At 71.6% G+C, this 22,784-nt stretch carries 24 protein-coding genes; 11 read left to right on the top strand and 13 right to left on the bottom strand.

The annotated features are described in order from the left end of the window. Positions 1–20 precede the first annotated feature (20 nt). Positions 21–365, top strand: a complete 345-nt coding sequence (locus tag AB0I68_RS25390; RefSeq protein ID WP_363179657.1) for a hypothetical protein — start codon at positions 21–23, stop codon at positions 363–365. On the opposite strand, the gene AB0I68_RS25385 is transcribed toward AB0I68_RS25390, so the two are convergent. Together AB0I68_RS25385 and AB0I68_RS25380 are read right to left on the bottom strand one after the other, a co-directional pair. Further along, positions 362–604 (bottom strand): DUF397 domain-containing protein, encoded by a 243-nt coding sequence (locus tag AB0I68_RS25385; protein WP_363179656.1) that lies wholly within the window; start codon positions 602–604, stop codon positions 362–364. The two genes, AB0I68_RS25390 and AB0I68_RS25385, sit on opposite strands and share 4 nt — an antisense overlap. Continuing rightward, a complete protein-coding gene (locus AB0I68_RS25380; protein WP_363179655.1) occupies positions 601–1,425 on the bottom strand; it encodes a helix-turn-helix transcriptional regulator in 825 nt (274 codons plus the stop codon). Before AB0I68_RS25380 ends, AB0I68_RS25385 begins: the two co-directional genes overlap by 4 nt. A 136-nt stretch (positions 1,426–1,561) precedes the next feature. On the opposite strand from AB0I68_RS25380, the gene AB0I68_RS25375 reads away from it, so the two are divergent. Further along, a complete protein-coding gene (locus AB0I68_RS25375; protein WP_363179674.1) occupies positions 1,562–1,966 on the top strand; it encodes an ATP-binding protein in 405 nt (134 codons plus the stop codon). Between the two features lie 42 nt (positions 1,967–2,008). Next, positions 2,009–3,010, top strand: a complete 1,002-nt coding sequence (gene hemB / locus AB0I68_RS25370) for a porphobilinogen synthase (protein ID WP_363179654.1) — start codon at positions 2,009–2,011, stop codon at positions 3,008–3,010. Positions 3,011–3,215: 205 nt separating this feature from the next. On the opposite strand, the gene AB0I68_RS25365 is transcribed toward hemB, so the two are convergent. The 3 genes from AB0I68_RS25365 to AB0I68_RS25355 form a co-directional block, all read right to left on the bottom strand. Further along, positions 3,216–4,034, bottom strand: a complete 819-nt coding sequence (locus AB0I68_RS25365; protein WP_363179653.1) for a hypothetical protein — start codon at positions 4,032–4,034, stop codon at positions 3,216–3,218. A 142-nt stretch (positions 4,035–4,176) separates the two neighbouring features. Beyond that, complete coding sequence (locus AB0I68_RS25360; protein ID WP_363179652.1) at positions 4,177–4,521, bottom strand: hypothetical protein; 345 nt, start codon at positions 4,519–4,521, stop codon at positions 4,177–4,179. A 47-nt stretch (positions 4,522–4,568) separates the two neighbouring features. Further along, the gene (locus tag AB0I68_RS25355) at positions 4,569–4,889 is read right to left on the bottom strand and encodes a hypothetical protein (RefSeq protein ID WP_363179651.1); all 321 of its coding nucleotides are present in this window, start codon (positions 4,887–4,889) and stop codon (positions 4,569–4,571) included. A 156-nt stretch (positions 4,890–5,045) separates the two neighbouring features. Here AB0I68_RS25355 and AB0I68_RS25350 point away from each other — a divergent pair, with 156 nt between their 5' ends. Then, entirely contained in the window at positions 5,046–5,318 is a 273-nt protein-coding gene (locus AB0I68_RS25350) for a DUF1876 domain-containing protein (RefSeq protein ID WP_363179650.1), read from the top strand. 138 nt (positions 5,319–5,456) lie between these two features. On the opposite strand, the gene argS is transcribed toward AB0I68_RS25350, so the two are convergent. Further along, complete coding sequence (argS, locus tag AB0I68_RS25345; protein ID WP_363179649.1) at positions 5,457–7,235, bottom strand: arginine--tRNA ligase; 1,779 nt, start codon at positions 7,233–7,235, stop codon at positions 5,457–5,459. Between the two features lie 207 nt (positions 7,236–7,442). On the opposite strand from argS, the gene lysS reads away from it, so the two are divergent. Next, on the top strand, positions 7,443–9,173 hold the full coding sequence (gene lysS / locus AB0I68_RS25340) for a lysine--tRNA ligase (RefSeq protein ID WP_363179648.1): 1,731 nt from the start codon (positions 7,443–7,445) through the stop codon (positions 9,171–9,173). An 81-nt stretch (positions 9,174–9,254) separates the two neighbouring features. On the opposite strand, the gene AB0I68_RS25335 is transcribed toward lysS, so the two are convergent. The 3 genes from AB0I68_RS25335 to AB0I68_RS25325 all read right to left on the bottom strand — a co-directional run bounded on the left by AB0I68_RS25335 (position 9,255) and on the right by AB0I68_RS25325 (position 12,506). Beyond that, positions 9,255–10,625, bottom strand: coding sequence for a DUF2637 domain-containing protein (locus AB0I68_RS25335; RefSeq protein WP_363179647.1), 1,371 nt, complete (start codon positions 10,623–10,625; stop codon positions 9,255–9,257). A 104-nt stretch (positions 10,626–10,729) separates the two neighbouring features. Next, the gene (locus tag AB0I68_RS25330) at positions 10,730–11,497 is read right to left on the bottom strand and encodes a DUF3558 family protein (RefSeq protein WP_363179646.1); all 768 of its coding nucleotides are present in this window, start codon (positions 11,495–11,497) and stop codon (positions 10,730–10,732) included. Positions 11,498–11,624: 127 nt separating this feature from the next. Beyond that, positions 11,625–12,506 (bottom strand): DUF3558 domain-containing protein, encoded by an 882-nt coding sequence (locus AB0I68_RS25325; protein ID WP_363179645.1) that lies wholly within the window; start codon positions 12,504–12,506, stop codon positions 11,625–11,627. A 192-nt stretch (positions 12,507–12,698) separates the two neighbouring features. Here AB0I68_RS25325 and AB0I68_RS25320 point away from each other — a divergent pair, with 192 nt between their 5' ends. Together AB0I68_RS25320 and AB0I68_RS25315 are read left to right on the top strand one after the other, a co-directional pair. After that, complete coding sequence (locus tag AB0I68_RS25320; RefSeq protein WP_363179644.1) at positions 12,699–13,892, top strand: RtcB family protein; 1,194 nt, start codon at positions 12,699–12,701, stop codon at positions 13,890–13,892. A 143-nt stretch (positions 13,893–14,035) separates the two neighbouring features. Continuing rightward, entirely contained in the window at positions 14,036–15,718 is a 1,683-nt protein-coding gene (locus AB0I68_RS25315) for an IS1182 family transposase (protein WP_363179642.1), read from the top strand. A gap of 110 nt (positions 15,719–15,828) precedes the next feature. On the opposite strand, the gene AB0I68_RS25310 is transcribed toward AB0I68_RS25315, so the two are convergent. Then, complete coding sequence (locus AB0I68_RS25310) at positions 15,829–16,590, bottom strand: SDR family NAD(P)-dependent oxidoreductase (protein ID WP_363179641.1); 762 nt, start codon at positions 16,588–16,590, stop codon at positions 15,829–15,831. A gap of 61 nt (positions 16,591–16,651) precedes the next feature. After that, positions 16,652–16,987 carry a YnfA family protein gene (locus AB0I68_RS25305; protein WP_363179640.1) on the bottom strand — a complete coding sequence of 112 codons (336 nt, stop codon included), beginning with the start codon at positions 16,985–16,987 and terminating at the stop codon, positions 16,652–16,654. A 112-nt stretch (positions 16,988–17,099) separates the two neighbouring features. On the opposite strand from AB0I68_RS25305, the gene AB0I68_RS25300 reads away from it, so the two are divergent. Then, the gene (locus AB0I68_RS25300) at positions 17,100–17,600 is read left to right on the top strand and encodes a hypothetical protein (RefSeq protein WP_363179639.1); all 501 of its coding nucleotides are present in this window, start codon (positions 17,100–17,102) and stop codon (positions 17,598–17,600) included. Positions 17,601–17,658: 58 nt separating this feature from the next. Here AB0I68_RS25300 and AB0I68_RS25295 read toward each other — a convergent pair whose 3' ends face one another. Both AB0I68_RS25295 and AB0I68_RS25290 read right to left on the bottom strand, forming a co-directional pair. Next, positions 17,659–18,399, bottom strand: coding sequence for a Mut7-C RNAse domain-containing protein (locus AB0I68_RS25295; RefSeq protein WP_363179638.1), 741 nt, complete (start codon positions 18,397–18,399; stop codon positions 17,659–17,661). A 41-nt stretch (positions 18,400–18,440) separates the two neighbouring features. Then, positions 18,441–18,857: a helix-turn-helix domain-containing protein gene (locus AB0I68_RS25290; protein ID WP_363179637.1), complete on the bottom strand. Its 417-nt coding sequence runs from the start codon at positions 18,855–18,857 to the stop codon at positions 18,441–18,443. Between the two features lie 152 nt (positions 18,858–19,009). Between AB0I68_RS25290 and AB0I68_RS25285 the strand changes: the two genes are divergently transcribed. The 3 genes from AB0I68_RS25285 (at position 19,010) to AB0I68_RS25275 (ending at position 22,775) form a co-directional block, all read left to right on the top strand. Next, positions 19,010–19,909, top strand: a complete 900-nt coding sequence (locus AB0I68_RS25285; RefSeq protein ID WP_363179673.1) for an NADP-dependent oxidoreductase — start codon at positions 19,010–19,012, stop codon at positions 19,907–19,909. A gap of 219 nt (positions 19,910–20,128) precedes the next feature. Beyond that, on the top strand, positions 20,129–21,622 hold the full coding sequence (locus tag AB0I68_RS25280) for an FAD-binding oxidoreductase (protein WP_363179636.1): 1,494 nt from the start codon (positions 20,129–20,131) through the stop codon (positions 21,620–21,622). Positions 21,623–21,743: 121 nt separating this feature from the next. After that, on the top strand, positions 21,744–22,775 hold the full coding sequence (locus AB0I68_RS25275) for a serine hydrolase domain-containing protein (RefSeq protein ID WP_363179635.1): 1,032 nt from the start codon (positions 21,744–21,746) through the stop codon (positions 22,773–22,775). Positions 22,776–22,784: the final 9 nt, after the last annotated feature.

Raw genomic sequence — 22,784 nt, 5'->3', positions numbered from 1 at the left:
CGCCGCAGGACGGGGGACCGATGACGGAGCAGGACGACCGGCGGCTCGTGGCGGCGGTACGGGCGGGGGACGCGGAGGCGGTGCGCACGCTGTTGGAGGCGGGGGCGGACCCGGACGCCACGGACGGGGACGCCGGGCTGCCGGTGCTGTGCACGCCGGAGGTCACCGAGGTGCTGGTGGCGCTGCTCGCGGAGGAGGAGCAGGAGCTTCGCCTGGAGGGTGCGTACGGGCTCGCCCTGCGCGACGACCCGCGCACGCGGGAGGCGTACGCGCGGGTGGGACCGCTGGGCCCGCAGTACGAGTACGACCGCCGCGCCGACGGCCTGTGGCGGTGGGCCCGGCGCAACGAGCGGGACGACCGCTAGCGGCCGACCCAGTGGGTGAGGCCCGCCCAGGCGGCGGGGGCGAGGGTGAGGGCCGGCCCGTCGGTGACCTTGGAGTCGCGGACGTGGACCCGGTCGGCGGGGCAGGTGGCGACCTCGACGCAGGCTCCGCCTTCGCTGCCGCTGTAGGAGGACTTCCGCCAGGCGTAGGCCACTTCCAGGCACTGGCCGCCCTCGTCGCTGCTGTAGCTGGACTTGAACCACTTCAGTGGGGTGCTCATGTCTCTCCTAGCAACCGGTCCAACAGGTCCTTCGTCTCCGCTGAGTTGAGGGCCTGTGACCGCAGCATCGCATACTTCTGAGTCAGGATGCTGACCTCGTTCGGGTCGCGCACGAGGAAGCTGCCGCGCTGGGTTTCCGAGTAGGCGAGGTGCTGGAACTCGGGTGTTTCCAGCAAGGTGAAGGGGCCTGCGAGGCCCGCCTGAGCGGTGATGCCCAGGGGCAGTACCTGGAGCGAGATGGCAGCGCGGTCGGCGCACCCACGCAGGTGGCGCAGCTGCTCCCGGTGAACCTCGTCCCCGCCGATCCGGTCGCGCAGGGCGGGCTCCCAGATGATGAAGCTGAGGGTCGGGGGAACGCGGCGATGCAGGATCTCCTGGCGCTTGATGCGGTGGGCGGTCTGGAGCTCTATCTTCTCCTCGCCCACGAATGGGACGCGGCAGCCGAAGACCGCACGGGCGTAGGCCTCGGTCTGCAACAGGCCAGGCACGATCATGGTGTCGAACCAGGAGAGCGCGAGGGCTTCCTGTTCTCGCTCCATGTACTCCTCCGCCCAGGCCGGGATCATGTCCACCTCCGGCATCTTGTTCGCCGCGACCGCCAGCAGGTCGGGCAGGCCGAGGACGCGATCCATCTTCTCGGCGACGTTGGGCATCAGGACGCGCCTGCCCTGTTCGATCGAGGCGACGGTCTCGACATCGACGTGGAGCGACTCGGCGAGGGCGCGCTGGGTCATTCCCTTGGCGGTTCGGGCCGCGGCGACCAGCGCGCCGACCATCTTCATCGCCGTCTCGTTGGGCCGGGGCCTCTTGCGTGGTGGCATACCTGTGAACTCCCCGCGTGCGCATGCGAGATACCCGTACCAACCCGTACTCATCAAGGAGTACGGGTTGCTCGTCTCGCCCACGCTAGTCACGCAACGCGACGATCACCCCGTGAACGTGGAAATCCATCCGGCCATGCTGCGTGAGCGGTACTTCCCCCGCAGCCGCCAATCCGTCCGCTCCACCAGGGAGTTCGCGGCGGAGACATTGCACGCGTGGGGTGTCACATGCCGCCGAGGCGATCTGTTGCTCTGTGTGAGCGAACTCGCTACCAACGCCCTGCTGCACGGCGTGCCGCCCGGCCGGTACTACCGGCTTCGGTTGCTGCTCTTCGAGGACCTGGTCCGGGTCGAGGTGGCCGACAGCGGGGGCGGTCGGCCGCGGATCGCGGACCGGGACCCGGGGGCCGAGGGCGGGCGGGGGCTGCTGCTGGTGGCCGTGCTCTCCGAGCGGTGGGGGGTCGGTCCGCGCATGCCCGGCAAGGTGGTGTGGTGCGAGCTCGCCGTGGGGGCTGCGAGGGCCACGCCGCCCGGGCTCTAGGCTGGAGGCGACTGCTGTCCAGGCTCGAAGAGGCGACTGAGTATGAGCGCGTACGGATCCTTCCCCGGTTCGCGGCCCCGCCGGCTGCGCACCACCCCGGCGATGCGGCGGATGGTCGCGGAGAACCGGCTGCACCCCTCGGACCTGATCCTCCCGGCGTTCGTACGGGAGGGCATCAGCGAGCCCCTGGCGATCTCGGCGATGCCGGGCGTGGTCCAGCACACCCGCGACACGCTGCGCAAGGCCGCGGTGGAGGCGGCCCGGGCCGGCGTCGCGGGGATCATGCTGTTCGGTGTCCCGGCCGACGAGAACAAGGACGCGCTGGGCACGGCGGGCACCGAGCCGGACGGGATCCTGCAGGTCGCGATCCGCGAGGTGAAGGCGGAGGTGGGCGACGATCTGGTGATCATGTCCGACCTGTGCCTGGACGAGTACACCGACCACGGCCACTGCGGCGTACTGGACGAGCACGGGCGCGTCGACAACGACGCGACGCTGGAGCGCTACGCGGAGATGGCGCAGGTCCAGGCCGACGCGGGCGTCCACGTCGTCGGACCGAGCGGCATGATGGACGGCCAGGTCGGCGTCATCCGCGACGCGCTCGACGAGACCGGGCACGAGGACGTCTCGATCCTCGCGTACACGGCGAAGTACTCGTCGGCCTTCTACGGCCCGTTCCGCGAGGCCGTCGCCTCGTCGCTGCAGGGCGACCGCAAGACGTACCAGCAGGACCCGGCGAACGCCCGGGAGTCGCTGCGGGAGTTGGCGCTCGACCTGGAGGAGGGCGCGGACATGGTCATGGTCAAGCCGGCCGGCCCGTACCTGGACATCCTGTACCGGGTCGCGCAGGCGGTGGACGTCCCGGTGGCCGCGTACCAGATCAGCGGCGAGTTCGCGATGATCGAGGCGGCGGCGGAGAAGGGCTGGATCGAGCGCGACCGGGCCATCCTGGAGACCTTGCTGGGCATCAAGCGGGCCGGCGCGGACACGATCCTGACGTACTGGGCGACGGAGGTCGCGGGCTGGCTGCGCGAGGCGCGCTGACCGGTGCGGGTGGACCCCCGCTGGTCAGCGCAGCGGCCAGACGCGCGCGGACCCGGCGGGGGGCCCGGCCCGCCAGACCCGCCGCGAGGCCTGCCACCAGACCTGCCACCAGGCCCGTGTCCATCGGGTTGTCCGCCGCGCTCCGCCCATGCGGGGAGCGTAGGCGGGGCCCGGTCGGAGATTCACGGAGCGGGACTGGAGTCCGTCACACGCTGCCCGCGCGGCCGGCTTGGACGGCCGACCGTCGATACCGGTGGAGCTGCCAGGCCGCGTACGCCGTGAACGGCACGGCGACGGAGGGCACGACCCACCACGGCAGGCCGATCAGGAAGGCGGGGTAGGCCACGCCGAAGCAGGTGATCGCCATGCCGATGAGCAGCGGCTTTCCGAGCGAGCGCCAGGTCCAGGGCTCCTGCCCGCGAAGCCCGGCCAGCCACGCCGCCGCGAAGCCCAGCCCCAGGGCCGCCAGAAGACCCGTGAACGTGCCGATGCCGGCTGTCATCTGGGCCTCGTCGCGCGGTTCGGCGGTGGAACTCTGCCGGATGCCTCCCGTGGCGATCATCGTGATGCTGCCGCGCCAGACGGTGGCGGTCACGGCGTCGCCCGGCTCGAGCTTCTCGAGCAGCGGCCCTGGATTGCCGAACCGCAGGTCCCCCTTCCGGATGGGCCCGCCGGAGAAGCCGGAGAGAGTCGCCTCGAACCTGGCGTTCCGTCCCCCCTTCTTGACCACCGTCTTCTCGACGGTGAAGGGGACCGTACGCAGGCAGTCCTCCACCCCCGTCCCGGTCGTGGGGGCGGGCGCGGGGCACGGCTCGGCCGCCGCGTAGTCCTCGTAGCGCTTGATGTCGGACGGCAGCCACTCGGTGAACACGGCGCCGCAGGCCAGCGCCGGTATCAGGGACACCACGACCAGCAGCGCGCCCGTCAGCCGTGCCGGGCCCGAGGACCGCCGACCGGGCCGGCCACCCGCCGACGGCAGCCGCCCCGGCCTGTCCGTCCTGCGGACTGTTGCGGTCTTCGTCACCAGGCGCCTCCCCCGTACATGCTTCCCCTCGCCACAGCCTGTACGTCCGCAGGCGGGCGTACAACGGGCTCGGACGGCAAGGGGAGTTCTGGGATGCTTCCGGCTTCCGGCAACGGACTCCCGCCTGAGACGGGCCGGCGCCTCACGGCCAGTCGACGATCCCGGCGAACACGGTGTAGTCGAGGACCACGGCCGTCGGGGCGAGCACCGCGAACATGACGCGGCGGGCGGAGTTCCGCCGCTGCCAGGGGAGCGCCCAGCTGGTCACGAGCAGGGCCAGGACGAGCAGCAGGCCGATGGTGAAGACGGGGAAGGCGATGTCGAACGAGGCGTCGAACCGGTCGCTCGCAGCAGCCTCGCAGGAGTCGCAGGCCATGGGCGAGAGCCCGACGGCGAAGAACGCGACGAGGGCCGTCGGCAGCGTCAGCAGGGTGGAGACGAGCGGCGCGACGAAGGCGCGCTTGTCGCGCGAGGTGTCCTGGTCCATGGCCCCAGTCAACTCGGCCGGTGGGAGCGGCACATGAGTGCCGGTACTCAGTTCCGGGTGGGGTTGGAGCCCTGGATGGTGCTGCGGCCCCTGAGTCGGAGTGCGCCCGCGCCCCGGAGGGTGACCATGGCGGTGCAGACGGGGTCGAGCCGGTCGACGTCGCGCCGGTAGAAGAGGATGCGGGTCAGCTCGAGGTCGATCTCCACGTCTGCGCATCGGACTTGGTGGAAGCGCGCACCGAGCAGGACCGGCCCGACCATGCAGCGCACGACGACGGTGGCCTCGGCTTCGTCGGCGGCCTCGACGTGGTCGATGTACATCTCCGCGTCGATGGTGTCGATGGCGGCGGGGTGGCGGTCGGTCGTCATGTGCGGACGGTACGCCGAAGGTGCTCGGGAGCGTTGGACGGGGTCCGTCGACTCGGGTCGGTGGAGTGTCCGGGGGCGTCCCGCAAGCCCCCGCTCGCGTTGCCGTCCCCTCGGGCGCACCCTGGAAACAGGGTGACCCCCTGGAGGTGATGCACCATGCCCACACTCGTCGGGTGGCACGTGGAGCTCGAATTCACCGAGGAGGGCCACCGCACCAGTGCGGCGGCCCTGGTCAGACTCGGCGACGGCTCCGAGATGAGGGCGCACGGCTACGCCATGCGTCACCCCTCCGACCCGGAGCAGCTGCGGGTCGGAGAAGAGATCGCCGGCGCTCGCGCGCTGATGGATCTCGCGTCCCAGATGTTGCAGAAGGCCCACTCGGAGATCGATGAGGTGACGGGCCGGCATTCCTATCCGCTGAACCAGTGAGTGAGCAGCGATACGCGGTGGGAGTGAGGGAGAGAAGGGCCGTGAGGGACTCTCGAGTCCCTCACGGTCACGTGGCCAGGGGCAACAGCCGGATCCGGCAGCCCGATCGTACGGAGCTGCGTGCCCCGCGAACAGGGTTCAGAGGCGCTCGGGCGTGCGGATGCCCAGGAGGGCCATGCCCTTCGTCAGCGTCCGGGCGGTCAGGTCGCACAGGAACAGGCGGTTCTCGCCGACGACGAGCTCCGGCTCCGGCTTCACGACGGGGCACTGGTCGTAGAACGTCGTGAACAGCGAGGACAGCTGGTACAGGTACGCGGCCAGCTTGTGCGGGGCGTGCTCCGCGGCCGCCTCGGCGATCAGCTCGCCGAACTGGTCCAGGTGCAGGCCCAGCGCGCGCTCGGCCGGGGCCAGCTCCAGCTCCGGGTGCGCGACCGGCTTGCGGTCCCCGGCGTTGCGCAGGATCGACTTGATCCGGGCGTACGCGTACTGGAGGTACACGGACGTGTCGCCGTTCAGCGAGACCATCTGGTCCAGGTCGAACTTGTAGTCGCGCGCGGCGGAGGTGGACAGGTCCGCGTACTTGACCGCGCCGATGCCCACGTGCCGGCCGTTCTCGACGATCTCCTCCTCGGACAGGCCGACCTTCGCCGCCTTCTCGCGGACGACGGCCGTGGCCCGGTCGACCGCCTCGTCGAGGAGGTCGACCAGCCGGACCGTCTCGCCCTCGCGGGTCTTGAACGGCTTGCCGTCCTTGCCGAGGACCGTGCCGAAGGCCAGCTGTACGGCCTTGACCTCGTCGTTCAGCCAGCCCGCGCGGCGGGCCGTCTCGAAGACCATCTTGAAGTGCAGCGACTGGCGGGCGTCGACCACGTAGATGAGGGTGTCGGCCTTCAGGTTGCCGACGCGGTCGCGGATCGCCGACAGGTCGGTCGCGGCGTAGCCGAAGCCGCCGTCCGACTTCTGGACGATCAGCGGGGTCGGGTTGCCGTCCGGGCCCTTGTACTCGTCGAAGAACACGCACAGCGCGCCGTTGGAGCGGACGGCGACGCCCGACTCCTCCAGCAGCTTGCACGTCTCGACCAGCATGTCGTTGTAGCCGGACTCGCCGACGACGTCCGCGTCCTGGATGTCCATGTCCAGCTTGTCGAAGACGGAGTAGAAGTAGATCTTCGACTCGTCGACGAACCGCTGCCACATAGCGAGGGTCTCCGCCTCGCCCGCCTGGAGGCCGACGACCCGTGCCCGCGCCCGCGTCTTGAACTCCTCGTCGGAGTCGAAGAGCGCCCGCGAGGCCTTGTACAGGCGGTTCAGGTTGGACATGGCCTCCTCGCCGGAGACCTCCACCGACTCGTCAGCGGCCTTGTGGTCCAGCTCGTGCGGGTGCTCGAGCAGATACTGGATGAGCATGCCGAACTGGGTGCCCCAGTCGCCGATGTGGTGGCGCCGGACCACCGTCTCGCCCGTGAACTCCAGGATCTCGACCATCGCCGCGCCGATGACCGCCGACCGCAGGTGGCCGACGTGCATCTCCTTCGCGACGTTCGGCTGCGCGTAGTCGATCACCGTCGTGCCCGCGTTCGCGGCGTACGGGACACCGAGGCGGTCGTCGCCGGCGCGCGCCGCCAGCGTCTCGACGATCGCCCGGTCGGAGACCGTGATGTTGAGGAAGCCGGGGCCCGAGACCTCGATGTCCTTGATCAGGTCACCGGTGGGGATGGACCCGACCACGGTCGTCGCCAGCTCGCGCGGGTTGGCCTTCGCCTTCTTCGCGAGCGCCAGGATGCCGTTGGCCTGGAAGTCGGCCCGGTCGCTTCGTCGCAGCAGCGGGTCGGCGCCACCGGCCTCCGGCAGGGCCGAGGCGAGGGCGTCCGCGACGCGCTGATTGACGGAAGAAGCGAGGGAAGGGACCGAGGCCATGAGCTGCCGTTCCTGTGAGGTCGTGCCTGAAGGTGCACTTGGTTGTTCCGACAAGTGCCGAGTATCCCACGCGGGGCCGTTCCCATCCTTCGGTTAAGCGGGGCCCGAGACGGCGGCGAGAGGACGGGGGCCACCAGGCAACCCCGGAGTGGCCCGTTCCGTCTGGGAGAATGGCTGAAGCCAGCATTCGAGATAGAAGGACGTGTCGTGGCTCAGAGCAGCACCGAGACCGACTGGGTCTCCCGTTTCGCGGACGAGGTCATCGCCGAGGCGGAGCGCCGAGCACCCGGCAAACCTGTCGTCGTCGCGTCCGGCCTCTCCCCCTCCGGCCCGATCCACCTGGGCAACCTCCGCGAGGTCATGACCCCGCACCTGGTCGCCGACGAGATCCGCCGCCGCGGCTTCGAGGTCCGGCACGTGCTGTCCTGGGACGACTACGACCGCTACCGCAAGGTGCCGGCCGGCATCCCCGGCGTGGACCCCGAGACCTACGGCCAGTACATCGGCATGCCGCTGACCTCCGTCCCGGCCCCGGCCGGATCGGCGTACGCGACCTGGGCCGAGCACTTCAAGGCCGCCATGGTCGAGGCACTGGCCGAGCTGGGCGTCGAGTACGACCCGATCAGCCAGACCGAGCAGTACACCTCCGGCGCGTACCGCGAGCAGGTCCTGTTCGCGATGAAGCACCGCGGCGACATCGACGCCGTCCTCGACCAGTACCGCACCAAGCAGAAGCCGGGCGGCAAGAAGCCCCAGCAGAAGCAGGTCGACGAGGCCGAGCTGGAGGCCGCCGAGGGCTCCGGCGCCGCCGCCGAGGACGACGGCAGCAGCACCGAGGGCGGGTACTTCCCGTACAAGCCGTACTGCGGCCAGTGCGGCAAGGACTTCACCAAGGTCACCTCGTACAACGACGAGACGACCGAGCTGACCTACGTCTGCACCGAGGACGAGTTCACCGAGACGGTCAAGCTCAGCGAGTTCAACCGCGGCAAGCTGGTCTGGAAGGTCGACTGGCCGATGCGCTGGGCCTTCGAAGGCGTGATCTTCGAGCCCTCCGGCGTCGACCACTCCTCGCCCGGCTCGTCCTTCCAGGTCGGCGGCCAGATCGTGCACGTCTTCGGCGGCGAGCAGCCGATCGGACCGATGTACGCGTTCGTCGGCATCAGCGGCATGGCCAAGATGTCCTCCAGCAAGGGCGGGGTCCCCACCCCGGCCGACGCGCTGAAGATCATGGAGCCGCAGCTGCTGCGCTGGCTGTACGCCCGCCGCAAGCCGAACCAGTCCTTCAAGATCGCCTTCGACCAGGAGATCCAGCGGCTCTACGACGAGTGGGACAAGCTCGAGGCCAAGGTCGCCGACGGTTCCGTGCTGCCGGCCGACGCCGCCGCGCACACCCGCGCCGTGCGCGTCGCTTCGCACGAGCTGCCGCGCACCCCGCGGCCGATGCCGTACCGGACCCTCGCGTCCGTCGTCGACATCACCGCCGGCCACGACGAGCAGACCCTGCGCATCCTGACCGACCTGGACCCGTCGCAGCCGCTGACCTCCCTCGACGAGGTACGGCCGCGCCTGGACCGCGCCGAGAACTGGATCACCACCCAGGTCCCGGCCGACCAGCGGACCCTCGTGCGCGAGGAGCCCGACACCGCGCTCCTGTCCTCCCTGGACGACGAAGGCCGCGAGTCGCTGCGGCTGCTCCTGGAGGGCCTGGACTCGCACTGGTCGCTCGACGGGCTCACCACGCTCGTCTACGGCGTCCCGAAGGTGATGGCGGGCCTGGAGCCCGACGCCAAGCCCACGCCCGAGCTCAAGGTCGCACAGCGCTCGTTCTTCGCGCTGCTGTACCGCCTGCTCGTGACCCGGGAGACCGGGCCGCGCCTGCCCACGCTGCTGCTGGCGGTCGGGGCGGACCGGGTGCGCAAGCTGCTCGCCGCCTGAGCCGTTCCGCAGGACGTGAAAGGACCCGCACCCCTCGGGGTGCGGGTCCTTCCGCTTGGCGTACGGGTACGGGTACGGGTACTACGCGATGTGCTCGTTCTCCAGGTCGCGCTGGTAGCGCTGCTTCAGCTCCGGCATCAGCCGCTTGAGCGTCGTGGCGCTGCGCGGGTGCACGATGCCGAGCCGGTCCGAGAGGTGTATGTCAAGCTGTTCCGGGTTCGGGAACTGGGAGTACTCGTCGATGTAGGCCCGGAAGACCTCGTACGCGGCCTCCGCGAACTTCACCTCGTCGACGGACTCCTCCTCACGGGCCGCCGGGATCGGGAGCTCCTGCTGCCCGGGCTGCACCTGCGGCTCCTGCTCCTCCTGCGGGAGCTCCGGGCCGGTCGGGGGCATCACCGGGGTGGGCTCCAGGCCCTCGACGTACTGGGGGTTGTAACCGCCCTCGTACGCCGCCTGCGGGGCCAGCGGCGCGGCGAACCACGCGCTGTCGTGGGCCGCGGGCATGGCCGTCGGATCCACCGCGAAGGGCGGCGGGGTGTGCTGGCCGGGGACGGCGACGGGGACGGGGCCGGCGCCGGGCGCGGGGACCGGGACCGTCCCCGGGGCCTGCGGGGCCGGGGCGGGGACGGGGCCCGATGCCTGCGGCGCGGCCTGGCCCGCCGCGCCGGAGCCGGCCTCCAGGGCCGGGGCCGACGACGCCGCGACAGCCACACCCGTCGCACCCGTCGCAATCGCCGCGGCAGCCGGAGGCAGCAGCACCGGGTCGATGCCCGCCGCCGCCAGCCCCTCCGGAGCCGTCTGCGCCAGCGGAACGCCGATCCGGGCCAGCCGGAGCGGCATCAGCGCCTCCACCGGGGCCTTGCGGCGCCACGCCCGCCCGTACCGGGCCTGCAGCCGCGCCTGGTAGATCAGCCGGTCCTGCTCCATGCCGACCGCCTGCTCGTACGACCGCAGCTCCCACAGCTTCATCCGGCGCCACAGCTTGAACGTCGGCAGCGGCGACAGCAGCCACCGCGTGATGCGGACGCCCTCCATGTGCCGGTCCGCGGTGATGTCCGCGATCCGGCCCACCGCGTGCCGGGCCGCCTCCACCGTGACCACGAACAGGATCGGGATCACGGCGTGCATGCCCACGCCCAGCGGGTCCGGCCAGGCCGCCGCGCCGTTGAACGCGATCGTCGCCGCGGTCAGCAGCCACGCCGTCTGGCGCAGCAGCGGGAACGGGATCCGGATCCACGTCAGCAGCAGGTCCAGCGCCAGCAGCACACAGATGCCCATGTCGATGCCGATCGGGAAGACCAGCGAGAAGTTCCCGAACCCCTTCTTCAGGGCGAGCGCGCGGACCGCGGCGTACGAGCCCGCGAAGCCGATCCCCGCGATGACCACGGCTCCTGCGACCACGACGCCGATGAGTATCCGGTGCGTACGAGTCAGCTGCATCGCGGCCACCCGCGATCCCCTCCCCTTGTCGAGCTATGGCAGGCACAGCGTACGGGTGACTGCCCAGGTGACTGAATGTCAGCCTCCCTTTAAGCCGCCCGGATCGCCGGTACCTACTGCGCAGACGGAGAAGCCTGCTGCTCAGGCTGCTTCTGCTGCTCGTTGGCGGCGGCGACCGAGGCCACCGCCTCCTTCGCCGCCGCGATCGCGTTCTCCAGCAGCTTGGCCTGATCCGGGGCGCCGGCACCCTCGTACGCCGCACCGTTGTAGTCGAGCGTGATCACCACGTTCTGGGTGCGCGCCACGATCGTCGTGTTGAAGAAGTCGACGTCCTTCTTCACGCCGTACACGACCGACGTCGCCTGGTCGCCGATGCCGCCGGCCTGCTCGGCCTTCACGTCGTGCGCGCCCTCGGCCGCCTTCGCGGTCTCGACCTGCTTGTTGTACTGGTCCTCGGCACGCTTGTTCGCGCTGCCGAGCGAGGCGTGCGACTCGTAGCGGACCAGGGAGATCGACAGCCAGCGGTACTGCGAGCCCTTCAGGCCGTCCTCGTCCAGACCGTTCCAGGAGCAGCTGGCGCGGGTGGTCAGGTCGTTCGACTTGGTCGCGGTGCCGTTCTTGTCCTTCGCCTCCGGGACGACGGTCTCGACGGTCTTCGCCTGGATCGACTTGCAGGGGTCGGGCAGAGTCGCGAACGCAGCCTTCTCCAGGGCGGCCGACGCCTTGGCGCTCGGCTTGGCGGACGAGGACGCGCTGGGCTTCTTGGCGCCGCCCGAACCGGAGTCCTTGCCCGAATCGGACGAGCAGCCGGCGACGGTGAGGATCACCGGCACGGCTGCGCAGGCGAGAACGCGAGTGAGGCGCGAGGCTGATCGGTGCATGGTTCCTTCAGTGCGTTGTGGGGCGCGTTCTGTGGACGCGGTGCGGGCGCGGGACCCGAGCAACGGTAGCCCGACCCGGCGCGCGCCTGCTGTGCGCGCCGTCACCCCGAGCCCCCCGCGCCCCCTCTCAGTCGTTGAAACGCTCGACGAGAGCCTGCGCCAACTGCCGTGCCTTGTCCTGGGTTTCGGGGCTCGCCGGGACCGTGCCGGGCAGCGAGGGCTGCACACTGTACTCGACCGTGACGATGACATTCGAGGTGCGGAACACAATCCGCACGGTCCGCGCCTGCGCCGCACTGGCGCCGGCCGGGCTCAGCTTGTCCTCGATGAAGGCCTCGGTGCCGAGCCCTTCGAGCACGCGGGAACCGAGCTCGGGCGGCGGGGCCGAGGGGCTGCCACCCGGGGCCGGCGACTGCCCGGTCGAGGGAGCGCCCGCGGCCGGCGGCGCGCTGGGGGCGGGGCCGGTACCCGGACCGGGACTGGTGCCCGGAGCAGGGCTGGTGCCCGGAGCGGGGTTGGTGGCGGGGCTCGTGGGGCCGGGGAACGGCAGGTGCGCGTCCGTCAGCCGGCGCACGTACACCTGCCGCGCCTTGTCGTCGTCGCTCATGGTGGTCCGGTCGTACGAGACGACGCGCTCGAAGCCGACCGACAGCAGCCGCGTCTCCTCGGGCGTCTGCGCCGTCCAGCGGCAGCCGACGTGCCGGTCGCCGTCGTACGAGGTGTCCGCGGTGCCGGCGTACAGCTGCGTGCGCTGCGCGTCGGTGAGGCTGTCCGCGGCCGGGAGCATGGCCTTGAGGCGCTTGCCGTCGGCGGCCCTGCAGGGCGCGGGCAGGCTGCGGTACTTGCCGGCCGGTGCGGGCGCGGGGCTGCTGGCGCCCGCCTTGGAGTCGGTGTCCGCCCCGACGCCGTTGCCGCTCGTGCACCCGGTCAGGCCGGTCACGCCGGCCATGAGTGCGGTGAGCATCGCGATGCCCGGCAGGACTTGTCGCCGTACCGCCTTGCGCTGCACGTCCACTGGCTCCCTTCGACCGGCCGGCGGCCCGGCGGTCAGGAAAATGCGTTGCCGCGCTTTGGACGCGGATGAACACAATGTCTATCGCACACGCTGGTGCTGGCGCCGGTCCCCTGTCCGGTTTGGGGCTAAGAGCGAGGCTTTTTGCGTATTCTGATTTTTCTGGGTGTTTCGGGGGATTGAAGTCGTATGTCGTATGTAGAGGTACCGGGAGCGAACGTCCCGATCCGGATGTGGACCGACCCGGCGTCGGTCGAGGCCGGCGCGATGCAGCAGCTGCGCAACGTCGCCACCCTTCCGTGGATCAAGGGCCTGGCGGTCATGCCGGACGTCCACTACGGCAAGGGCGCCACGGTCGGCTCGGTGATCGCGATGAAGGACGCGGTCTGCCCGGCGGCGGTGGGCGTGGACATCGGCTGCGGCATGTCGGCGGTGAAGACGTCCCTGACGGCGAACGACCTCCCGGGGGACCTGTCGGGCCTCCGCTCGAAGATCGAGCGGGCGATCCCGGTGGGCGCGGGCATGCACCGCGACCCGGTGGACCCGGACCGGCTGTACGGGTTCCCGGTGGAGGGGTACGAGGGGCTGTGGGAGCGGTTCGACTACCTGGCCGATGCGGTCAAATTCCGTCGCGAACGTGCCACGAAGCAGATCGGAACGCTCGGATCCGGCAATCATCACATTGAGGTCAATGTGGACAATGAGGGTGTTGTCTGGCTGACGCTGCACTCCGGTTCGCGAAACATCGGCAACGAGCTCGCGGAGCACCACATCGGCGTGGCGCGGAGCCTGTCGCACAACCAGGGCCTGGTGGATCGCGATCTTGCGGTCTTCCTGGCGAGCACGCCGGAGATGGCCGCGTACCGGAACGACCTGCACTGGGCGCAGGAGTACGCCATGTACAACCGCGCGATCATGATGGCGCTCATGAAGGAAGTCCTGCGTCGAGAATTCCGCAAGGCGAAGGTGAGCTTCGACGCGGAGATCAGCTGCCACCACAACTATGTGGCGGAGGAGCGGTACCAGGGCATGGACCTGCTGGTCACCCGCAAGGGCGCGATCCGCGCGGGCGCGGGAGAGCTCGGGATCATTCCCGGCTCGATGGCGACTGGTACGTACATCGTCAAGGGTCTAGGTAACACGGCGGCCTTCAACTCGGCCTCGCACGGCGCCGGCCGCCGCATGAGCCGGACGGCCGCGAAGAAGCGCTTCTCGGCGCGCGACCTGGCGGAACAGACCAAGGGCGTGGAATGCAGGAAGGACTCGGGCGTCGTGGACGAGATTCCGGCGGCCTACAAGCCGATCGAGCGGGTCATGGAGCAGCAGCGCGACCTGGTGGAGGTCGTGGCCAAGCTCAAGCAGATCATCTGCATCAAGGGCTGAGACCTGGGTGTAGTTGTCGGGGGAGCGGAAGGGCCCGGACCGATTTAGGATGCTGTTGGTTAATTCGGGCCCGTGCGTGACGTCGGCTCCCAAGACCTGGTTGTGGTCTTGGGAGCCGACGTTGTCGTTTGGGGAGGGTGTCGATGTCGATGCAGCCGAAGGAGCCGGGGGAGATCCCGGCGGAGACGGTGCGGGTGGCTCGGGCTGCCTTCCGTAAGGGGAGCTTGGCGATCCGGATCCGGGATGAGCTGGGTTCTCTGTTCACGGACGGGCAGTTCGCGGATCTGTTCCCGGCGCGGGGGAAGCCTGCCTGGTCACCGGGCCGGCTCGCATTGGTGCTGGTGTTGCAGTTCGTGGAGGGGCTCACCGACCGGCAGGCCGCGGAAGCGGTGCGGGCGAGGATCGACTTCAAGTACGCCCTCGGGCTGGAGCTCGGCGATCCGGGCTTCGATTTCTCGGTGCTCTCGGAGTTCCGGGACCGTCTGGTCGAGGCGGATGCCGGGCGGCAGCTGCTCGACGGCATCCTGGTCGCGGCCCGGGAAAAGAACCTGCTGGCCAGTGGCGGCAAGGCCCGCACCGACTCCACGCATGTGCTGTCGGCGGCCCGCGAGCTGAACTGGCTGGAGATGGTTGCCGAGACGCTGCGGGCGGCGCTGAACGCGCTCGCCGTCGCCGCTCCCGACTGGCTGCGGGAGGTGGCCTGCCCGGACTGGTTCCGGCATTACGCCACGCGGGCCGAGGACTCCCGTTTCCCCAAGGCCCACACCAAGCGGGGCGAGACCGGCCTGCGGATCGGGGCGGACGGGATGCGGCTGCTTGAGGCCGTGACCTCGCCCGACGCGCCCGCCGGGCTGCGGGATGTGGAACAGGTGGAGATTCTGCGGCAGGTCTGGGTGCAGCACTTTCACCTGGTCGGGGGCGAGGTGGTGCGGCGGGACCCAAAAGACCGGCCGCCGGGCGCGACGCGCCTGGTCACTCACTATGACCCGCAGGCTCGCGGCAGCGTGAAGCGCGACACGATGTGGGACGGATACAAAGTCCACCTCACCGAGACCTGCGGCACCGATGCCCTGGACCTGATCACTAACGTGGCCACCACCGTCGCCACCGTCCCGGACAGCCTGATGGCCGAGGAGATCCATCGCGGCCTGGCCGGACACGGCTGCCTGCCCGGCGAGCACTGGGTCGATGCCGGATACCCCACCGCCGCCGCACTGGTGGCCGCCCGGCGTGAGCACGGCATCGCCCTGCACGGACCGATGGCGGCCAACACCACGGCCCAGACCGGCGGCGCCTACGGGCAGGACGCCTTCACCATCGACTGGGATCACCAGCAGGTGACCTGCCCGGACGGTGTCACCAGCACGCAGTGGCACCACCGCCACTCACCGCAGGGCCTGCCCGTCATCCGGGTCCGTTTCAACCCCGCCGACTGCCGGGCCTGCCCTCACCTGCGCGATTGCGTCAGCTCTCCCAACGCCGAACGGCGTGAGATCACCCTTCGCCACCGGGAGGAACATGAGGCCCTCCACGCTGCCCGGCGCGAGCAGCAGACCGACGCGTGGAAGGACCGCTACAAGATCCGAGCCGGGGTCGAGGGCGCCATCTCCCAAGGCGTCGGGCGCTGCGGCCTGCGCAGATCCCGCTACCGCGGCCTCGCGAAGACCAGCCTCCAGCACCAGCTCACCGGCGCCGCCATCAACCTCGCCCGCATCGACGCCCACCTCACCCAAACACCCCGGGCCCGCACCCGCACCAGCCACTTCGCAGCACTTCGCCCCGCCGAGCAACAGCTCAACGGGGCGAAGCAACCGGGCCCGAATTAACCAACAGCATCCCATCTCGGTCGGGGCCCCTCCGTGTGAGTTCAGTCCTCGTCGCCGTCGAGCGGCGAAGGCCGCCCGGCTCGTCCCGTAGGCCGTGGGGGCCGGGGGGTCTACAGCTCGCGGTGGACCTTCGTGTTCGAGGCCTGGGCGCGGGGGCGGACCACCAGGAGGTCGATGTTGACGTGGCTGGGGCGGGTCACGGCCCAGGTGATGGTGTCGGCCACGTCGTCGGCGGTGAGGGGGGCCGCGACGCCCGCGTAGACCTTCTCCGCCTTCTCCGCGTCGCCGCGGAAGCGGGTCTTGGCGAATTCCTCGGTCTTCACCATGCCCGGGGCGATCTCGATGACGCGGACGGGCAGGCCGACGATCTCCAGGCGGAGGGTCTCGGCCAGGACGCGGGCGCCGTTCTTGGCGGCGACGTAGCCGGCGCCGCCCTCGTACGTGGAGTGGCCCGCGGTGGAGGACAGGACCACGACCGTGCCGTCGCCGGAGGCGATGAGGGCGGGGAGGAGGGCCTGGGTGAGGTTGAGGGTGCCGATGACGTTGACCTCGTACATGGTGCGCCAGTCGGCGGGGTCGCCGGTGGCGACGGGCTCGGCTCCGATGGCGCCGCCGGCGTTGTTGACGAGTACGTCGCAGCGGTCGAGGGAGGCCGCGAAGGCGTCGACGGCGGGGCGGTCGGTGACGTCGAGGGCGTGGGCCGCGGCGGAGTGGCCGGCTGCCGTGAGCTCCGCGGCGAGGGCCTCGATGCGGTCCTTGCGGCGGGCCGTGAGGACGACGTGGTAGCCGGCGTCGGCGAGCTGCCGGGCGGTGGCCGCGCCGATGCCGCTGCTCGCGCCGGTGACTACGGCGGTTCGGGTGGCCGTGCTCATGTGCGGGGCTCCTCGGGCGATCAGTCGTTCGTACGCGAATACCCGCCAGCATAGGCGGGGGTCAGCGGCCGCGCGGGGCGTACATGATCACCGCCATGCCGGCGAGGCAGACGAGGGCGCCGGTGATGTCCCAGCGGTCGGGGCGGTAGCCGTCGGCGGCCATGCCCCACACGAGGGAGCCGGCGACGAAGACTCCGCCGTACGCGGCGAGGACGCGGGCGAAGTCGCCCTGGGGCTGGAGGGTGGCGACGAAGCCGTAGAGGCCGAGGGCGATGACCCCGGCGCCGATCCAGGCCCAGCCCTTGTGCTCGCGGACGCCCTGCCAGACGAGCCAGGCGCCGCCGATTTCGAGGAGCGCGGCGAGGGCGAACAGGGCGGCGGAGCGGGCGATCAGCATGGCTCGAAGCCTACGCGGGCGTGCTCGGGGCGCCCGGCCGGTTGGGGGAGGGCTCGCCCTCATTCGTGTGATGGTCCGACCGGGCGGGGGCGGTGCTGGCTAGCCTCCGCGCGTGGAGGTGGTTGCGGTGCGCCGTGGTGCCGTACGGAGTGTGGTGGTGGCGGGCTTGCTGGTGCTCGGAGTGTCCGGGGTGCCGGGGGTCTCCGGGAGCGCCGAGGCGCGCAGTGGACCCGAGGCGGATGTGGCGTACCACGGGCGGGTGTCCCTGTCGCACGGGCGGTTGCGGGTGTGGGTGGTGCCGCAGAACGAGGGGCCGGCCGCGCTGCCCGATGCGACGCTGCGGGTGCGGCTGTCGGCGGAGCTCGCGGACCGGCAGGAACTGGCGGAGGGCTGTGCGCGGGTCGGGCTGCGCGAGGTGGTGTGCGAGACGGGTGCGCTGCCGCTGCACGGGCGGGGCCGGCACATCGGGCTGCTGCTGGAGCTGAAGAAGCGGGTGCCTGAGGTGGTGGTCCGGATCGACACGTGGTGGAACGGCGGGGCGTCGGACCGGGACGGGTCCAACAACCAGCATGCGGTGCTGGCGCTGGACACGGGCGACGCCTACGCCTTCTGAGCTACGCCTTCCGGGCCGGCCTTCCGGGCCGCGTCGCCCGGGCCGGTGGGCCACTCTCCTACGGGGTGGCCACACCGCCGAATTCCTCCACGGCCTCGCTGACGATCCGCTCCAGGCGGGCGTGGTGGGCGCCGCGCCAGTACACGCGCTCGCACGCCGTGCACTGGGCGAAGACGTCGTACGAGCGGTGCGTGCCGCTTTCGAGGCGGTCGCCGACGCTGTCCTTGTCCGCGTTGCGGAGCGGCCCGTTGCAGGCGGTGCAGCGGGTCCACGGGGCGAGGACGGGGGCGAACCGGCCGAGGACGTCGCGCAGTTGCTCGTCGGGGTTGTCGCTGTAGACGTACGCGCCGGCGAAGAGTTCGCGGCGGCGCAGCAGTCCGCGGTCGCGGGAGAGCAGGACGCGCTGTTCGGCGGCGGAGCGGGTGGCGAGGGCCGGGTCGCCGATGTCCTCGTTCTCGTACGCGGCGTCCACGCCGAGCAGGCGCAGGCGGCGGGCGAGGGTGCCGAGGTGGACGTCGAGGAGGAAGCGCAGCGGCGGGGCGCCGGGGATGCGCTGGGGGCGCTCGACGCCGAAGACCTCGACGGACTGGCCGGCGCGGGGCACGTACGAGACGGGCACCTCGTCGCCGTCGACGAGGAGCCGGCCGACCTCGGTGAGCGGGACGCCGGCCGATTCGACGACGTGGCCGAGGCTGGAGGCGCCGTCCGTGGCGGTCGGTACGCGTTCGGCGCGCCGGCTGGGCGGGGCGAACAGGCGTAGTTCGGGGGCGAGGGTGAGCTGAATGCCGGGTCCGTTCACGCTGTCAGCATGCCACTGGGGGGCGGGGCGGCGCGGCCGAATTACGAGGTCGCGGTGGTGGCGTCGTAGGTGGTGCGGTGGGCGTTGACCTCGTCGAAGTGGTTCTCGGCCCAGTGCTTCACGGAGGTGAGGAGGCAGGCGAGGCTGCTGCCGAGGCCGGTGAGGCGGTAGTCGACGCGGACGGGGACGGTCGGGGTGACGGTGCGGGTGACGAGGCCGTCGCGTTCGAGGGAGCGCAGGGTCTGGGTGAGCATCTTCTGGCTGACGCCGGGGATCCTGCGGCCGAGGTCGCTGTAGCGCATGGAGCCGTCCTCGGCCTGGCTGAGGGCGGCGACGATGAGACCGACCCATTTGTCGCTGATGCGGGCCAGGAGTTGGCTGGTGGGGCACTCCTTGAGGAAGGCGTCGTAGGCGTAGCGGGCCTCTTCGCGGCGGGCTGCGGCGGTACGGGTGGCCATCGGGTGCCCCACTTCCGGGTCGGGTACGCACCCCGAAGTGCGTACTTACGAAAGGAGAGTACCTCTCCCTAGGTTAGTGCTCAGCAGGAACGAGCGAACGCAACCGAAACCGGGGAGCCACCATGAGCGAGACCACGCAGACCACGCAGACCATGCAGGCGGCCGTCGTGAACGGCTTCGGCGGGCCGGAGCAGGTGGAGATCGTGCGGGTGCCGGTCCCGCAGCCGGCGGCCGGCCAGGTCCGGATCCGGGTCGCGGCGGCCGGGGTGAACCCGGTGGACGGCGCGGTCCGGGTGGGCGTCTTCGGCGGCGCCGGGCAGCGGCTCGGGCTCGGCTGGGACGTGGCGGGCGAGATCGACGCGGTCGGCGCGGAGGTCACCGGCTGGTCGGCGGGGCAGCGGGTGGTCGGGCTGCACTACGGGCCGGTCAAGCCGCTGGGCACGCACGCGGAGTACGCGGTGCTCGACGCCTCGGCGGTGGCGGCCGCACCGGCCACCGTGGACGCCGTGGCCGCGGCCGCGCTCCCGCTGAGCGGGCTGACCGCCGCGCGGGCGGTGGGGCTGCTGGGGCTGGCCCCGGGTTCCTCGGTGCTGGTCACCGGGGCCGCGGGCGTGGTCGGCGGGCTCGCGGTGCAGCTCGCGGTGCGGGCGGGGCTGGTCGTGACGGCCCTGGCGGGCGAGTCGGACGAGGAGCTCGTACGGTCGCTGGGCGCGACGGCGTTCGTCCCGCGGGGCTCGGCTCCGGCCGGGCCGGTCGACGGGGTCGTGGACGCGGCCGTCCTGGGGGAGCCGGCACTGGGCTTCGTCCGTGACGGCGGGGTCTACGTGGGCCTGCGGCCGCACGCCGGACCGGCCGCGGAGCGGGGGATCCGGGTGGTGGAGCAGGAGGTCGCGGCGGACGGCGCGCACCTGGCGGAGCTGGTGGGCCTGGTGGACGCGGGCGCCCTGACCCTGCGGGTCTCGGAGACGATCGCGCTGGCGGATGCGGCGAAGGCCCACGCCCGCCTCGCGGAGCCGGGCACCCGCGGCCGCCTGATCCTGACGACCTCCTGACGACCGCCTGACCGGACGCCGACCGGACGCCGACCGGAGGTGCGTACGCAGGGCCGGGCGGGCCGCCGATCGGGGAATCGGCGGCCCGCCCGGCCCTGTGGATCGGTGCTGACCAGCGCAAACGGCCTGGGAAGGGTCCACGGCTGGCCCGCCCATCCCGCCGGTGGAACACTCGTGGGAGAGCGGCGAGAAGCGGCGGCGAGCCGCGAGGAGCGAGCCATGGGTGCATCGACCGCGCCGGTGCCGGTCCGGCTGGACGACTCCGCGTACCACGAGCTGGCGCGTTCCTTCCGGGGGAGCCTGGTGCGGGCCGGGGACGCCCCGTACGAGGAGCGCCGGCGGATCTGGAACGGTGCGATCGACCGGCATCCCGCCCTGATCGCGCCCTGCACCGGTTCGGCGGACGTGGTGGCGGCCCTGAAGTGGGCGGTGGAGACGGGTGCGCCGGTCGCGGTGCGCAGCGGCGGCCACAGCTTCCCCGGGCATTCGGTGTGCGACGGCGGTGTGGTGATCGACCTGTCGGCGATGAAGGAGGTCCGGGTGGACCCCGAGGCCCGTACGGTCCGGGTCCAGGCGGGGGTGCTGCTCGGCGAGCTGGATGCGGCGACGCAGCCGTTCGGGCTGGCGGTGCCGTCGGGGATCGTGACGCACACGGGGGTCGCGGGGCTCACCCTCGGCGGCGGGATCGGCTGGCTGAGCCGCAAGTACGGGCTGAGCGTGGACCAGCTGCTGTCGGTGGATCTGGTCACCGCGGGCGGGGACCGGGTCACGGCGAGCGCGGTGCACGAGCCGGAGCTGTTCTGGGGGATGCGCGGGGCGGGCGGGAATTTCGGCATCGTCACGGAGTTCACGTTCCGGCTGAACCCGGTCGGCCCGACCGTGCTCGCCGGGCCGGTGCTGTGGCCGGTGGAGGAGTCGGGCCGGGTGCTGCGCTTCTACCGGGACTGGATCGCGGGGGTGCCCGACGAGCTGACGACGATCGTGGTCCACCGCAAGGCCCCGCCGCTGCCGGCGATCCCGCCGGAGCTGTACGGCAGGCCGGTGGTGATGGTGATCGCATGCTGGGCGGGGGAGGTGGCGGCCGGTGAGGAAGTGATGCGGCCGATGCGGGAGTTCGGGCGGCCGCTGCTGGATCTGTGCCGGCCCAAGCCGTACTTGGCGCACCAGGCGATGTTCGACGCGTCGTTCCCGCACGGCTGGTGGTACTACTTCCGGGGCTGCGGCCTCGACCGGCTCGCCGACGGGGCCGTGGACACCATGGCGGAGTACGCGGCGCGGATCGACTCGCCGCTGAGCGGTTTCCCGCTGTTCCAGCTGGGCGGTGCGGTCGCCCGGGTGGGCGAGGACGACACGGCGGTCGGCTGCCGGGGTCTGGGCCACATGCTCAACATCAACGGGATCCGGGACACGGCGGAGGGCTTCGCCGAGGAGCGCCGGTGGGTCCGGGAGTTCTGGTCCGCGCTGGAGCCGTACCACGCGGGCGTGTACGTCAACTTCCTGATGGACGAGGGCGAGCAGCGGATCCGTCAGGCCTACGGTTCGCGGGAGCGGAAGCTGGACCGGCTGCGGGCCCTGAAGGCCGAGTGGGACCCGGGGAACGTGTTCCGCCTGAACCAGAACATCCCGCCGGCCGGCCGGAAGGCCGCCGGGGCGGGCGGGGCGGGCCAGGCGGGCGGGGTGGGCCAAGTGGGCCCGGCGGGCCAGGTGCGCTAGGCGGGCGCCCGGCCGGGCCCGGCACGCGCGGGCGGCCCGATCGTCTCCGGCGCGGCTACGGGCACTTTCCCGACGCTCTGGCCAGGCTGGAGCCGGGATCACCACCGAGCCGGAGGCACAGATGAACCAGGCCGTACCGTTCACGACCGCCGAGACCTGCGGACTGCACGACGCGCTGCGCGAGATCGTCGCCGACGGCGCCGGCCCGGGCGGGGTCGTCGTCTGCGGTACGGCGGCCGGGGACCGCACCGTCCTGTCGGCCGGAGTCGTCTCCCCGTTCACTGGCCCAGGCGCCCCCGACGGGAACACCGTCTACGACATCGCGTCGCTGACGAAGGTCACCGCCACGTGGCCGCTGGTCGGGCGCGCCGTGGACGGGGGCCTGCTCGGCCTCGACGCTCCCGTGCGGGAGTTCCTGCCGGGCATGGACGGGCCGATGCCCAGCGCGGAGGCCACCGTGCGGCAGTTGCTCTCGCACACCTCCGGTCTGCGGGCCTCGACCCGGCTCGACCTCTACGACCTGACCGAGCGCCCCCTGCACGAGCTGATCTGCCGCGAGCTCATGGAGAACCTCCCGGGCATCCACCGCTACATCAACCGCGGTTACATCCTCCTGGGCCTCGCCCTCGCCCACGTCCACCGGCAGCCGCTGGACGAGCTCGCCGCCGCGCTGTGGGCCGAGCTCGGCATGGAGGACACCGCCTACGGTCCCCTCGCGCAGTCGTCCCGGGTCGCGCCGACCGAACGGCACGACGGCCACGACCGGCTCTGGGGCGCCGTCCACGACGAGAACGCCGCCGCGATGGGCGGCGTCGCCGGCCACGCCGGAGTGTTCGCTTCGGCCGCGGACCTCGCCACGTACGCCGAGCACCTGCTCGCCGGGGACGGGAGCCCGCTGGGCCGGTGGTTCCGGGCGAGCCTCGTCCCCCAGGCCGAGATCGAGCCCGGCCTGCACCGCGGCCTGGGCTGGATCCTGGGCGCCGGCGGTGCAGTGGCCTACCACCACGGCTTCACCGGCACGAGCCTCCACCTCGCTCCCGCCACCGGCCGGTACGTGGTCGTCGCCACCAACGCCGTCCACACCGGCGCCGCCTCGCGCATCCGGATCAACCGGCTGCGCGAGCGCGCCCTCAAGACCCTTGCCGCCGGCTGACCGGGGGAA

Origin of the sequence: Streptomyces sp. NPDC050448 (genome assembly GCF_040655295.1) — a bacterium.
In the GTDB taxonomy this organism is placed as follows: domain Bacteria; phylum Actinomycetota; class Actinomycetes; order Streptomycetales; family Streptomycetaceae; genus Streptomyces.
Note: the sequence above shows the minus strand (reverse complement) of the source record. Positions and strands in the feature narration are given on the sequence as shown.

What these genes read in the sequence shown, in the direction of transcription:
- AB0I68_RS25375 (WP_363179674.1), top strand. Translation starts at nt 1,562, where the DNA reads ATGCTGCGTGAGCGGTACTTCCCCCGCAGCCGCCAATCCGTCCGCTCC.
- AB0I68_RS25290 (WP_363179637.1), bottom strand. Translation starts at nt 18,857, where the DNA reads ATGGCCACCCGTACCGCCGCAGCCCGCCGCGAAGAGGCCCGCTACGCC.
- AB0I68_RS25285 (WP_363179673.1), top strand. Translation starts at nt 19,010, where the DNA reads ATGCAGGCGGCCGTCGTGAACGGCTTCGGCGGGCCGGAGCAGGTGGAG.
- AB0I68_RS25380 (WP_363179655.1), bottom strand. Translation starts at nt 1,425, where the DNA reads ATGCCACCACGCAAGAGGCCCCGGCCCAACGAGACGGCGATGAAGATG.
- AB0I68_RS25360 (WP_363179652.1), bottom strand. Translation starts at nt 4,521, where the DNA reads ATGGACCAGGACACCTCGCGCGACAAGCGCGCCTTCGTCGCGCCGCTC.
- AB0I68_RS25355 (WP_363179651.1), bottom strand. Translation starts at nt 4,889, where the DNA reads ATGACGACCGACCGCCACCCCGCCGCCATCGACACCATCGACGCGGAG.
- AB0I68_RS25390 (WP_363179657.1), top strand. Translation starts at nt 21, where the DNA reads ATGACGGAGCAGGACGACCGGCGGCTCGTGGCGGCGGTACGGGCGGGG.
- AB0I68_RS25385 (WP_363179656.1), bottom strand. Translation starts at nt 604, where the DNA reads ATGAGCACCCCACTGAAGTGGTTCAAGTCCAGCTACAGCAGCGACGAG.
- AB0I68_RS25330 (WP_363179646.1), bottom strand. Translation starts at nt 11,497, where the DNA reads ATGCACCGATCAGCCTCGCGCCTCACTCGCGTTCTCGCCTGCGCAGCC.
- AB0I68_RS25280 (WP_363179636.1), top strand. Translation starts at nt 20,129, where the DNA reads ATGGGTGCATCGACCGCGCCGGTGCCGGTCCGGCTGGACGACTCCGCG.
- argS (WP_363179649.1), bottom strand. Translation starts at nt 7,235, where the DNA reads ATGGCCTCGGTCCCTTCCCTCGCTTCTTCCGTCAATCAGCGCGTCGCG.
- AB0I68_RS25315 (WP_363179642.1), top strand. Translation starts at nt 14,036, where the DNA reads ATGTCGATGCAGCCGAAGGAGCCGGGGGAGATCCCGGCGGAGACGGTG.
- AB0I68_RS25320 (WP_363179644.1), top strand. Translation starts at nt 12,699, where the DNA reads ATGTCGTATGTAGAGGTACCGGGAGCGAACGTCCCGATCCGGATGTGG.
- hemB (WP_363179654.1), top strand. Translation starts at nt 2,009, where the DNA reads ATGAGCGCGTACGGATCCTTCCCCGGTTCGCGGCCCCGCCGGCTGCGC.
- AB0I68_RS25305 (WP_363179640.1), bottom strand. Translation starts at nt 16,987, where the DNA reads ATGCTGATCGCCCGCTCCGCCGCCCTGTTCGCCCTCGCCGCGCTCCTC.
- AB0I68_RS25310 (WP_363179641.1), bottom strand. Translation starts at nt 16,590, where the DNA reads ATGAGCACGGCCACCCGAACCGCCGTAGTCACCGGCGCGAGCAGCGGC.
- AB0I68_RS25275 (WP_363179635.1), top strand. Translation starts at nt 21,744, where the DNA reads ATGAACCAGGCCGTACCGTTCACGACCGCCGAGACCTGCGGACTGCAC.
- AB0I68_RS25350 (WP_363179650.1), top strand. Translation starts at nt 5,046, where the DNA reads ATGCCCACACTCGTCGGGTGGCACGTGGAGCTCGAATTCACCGAGGAG.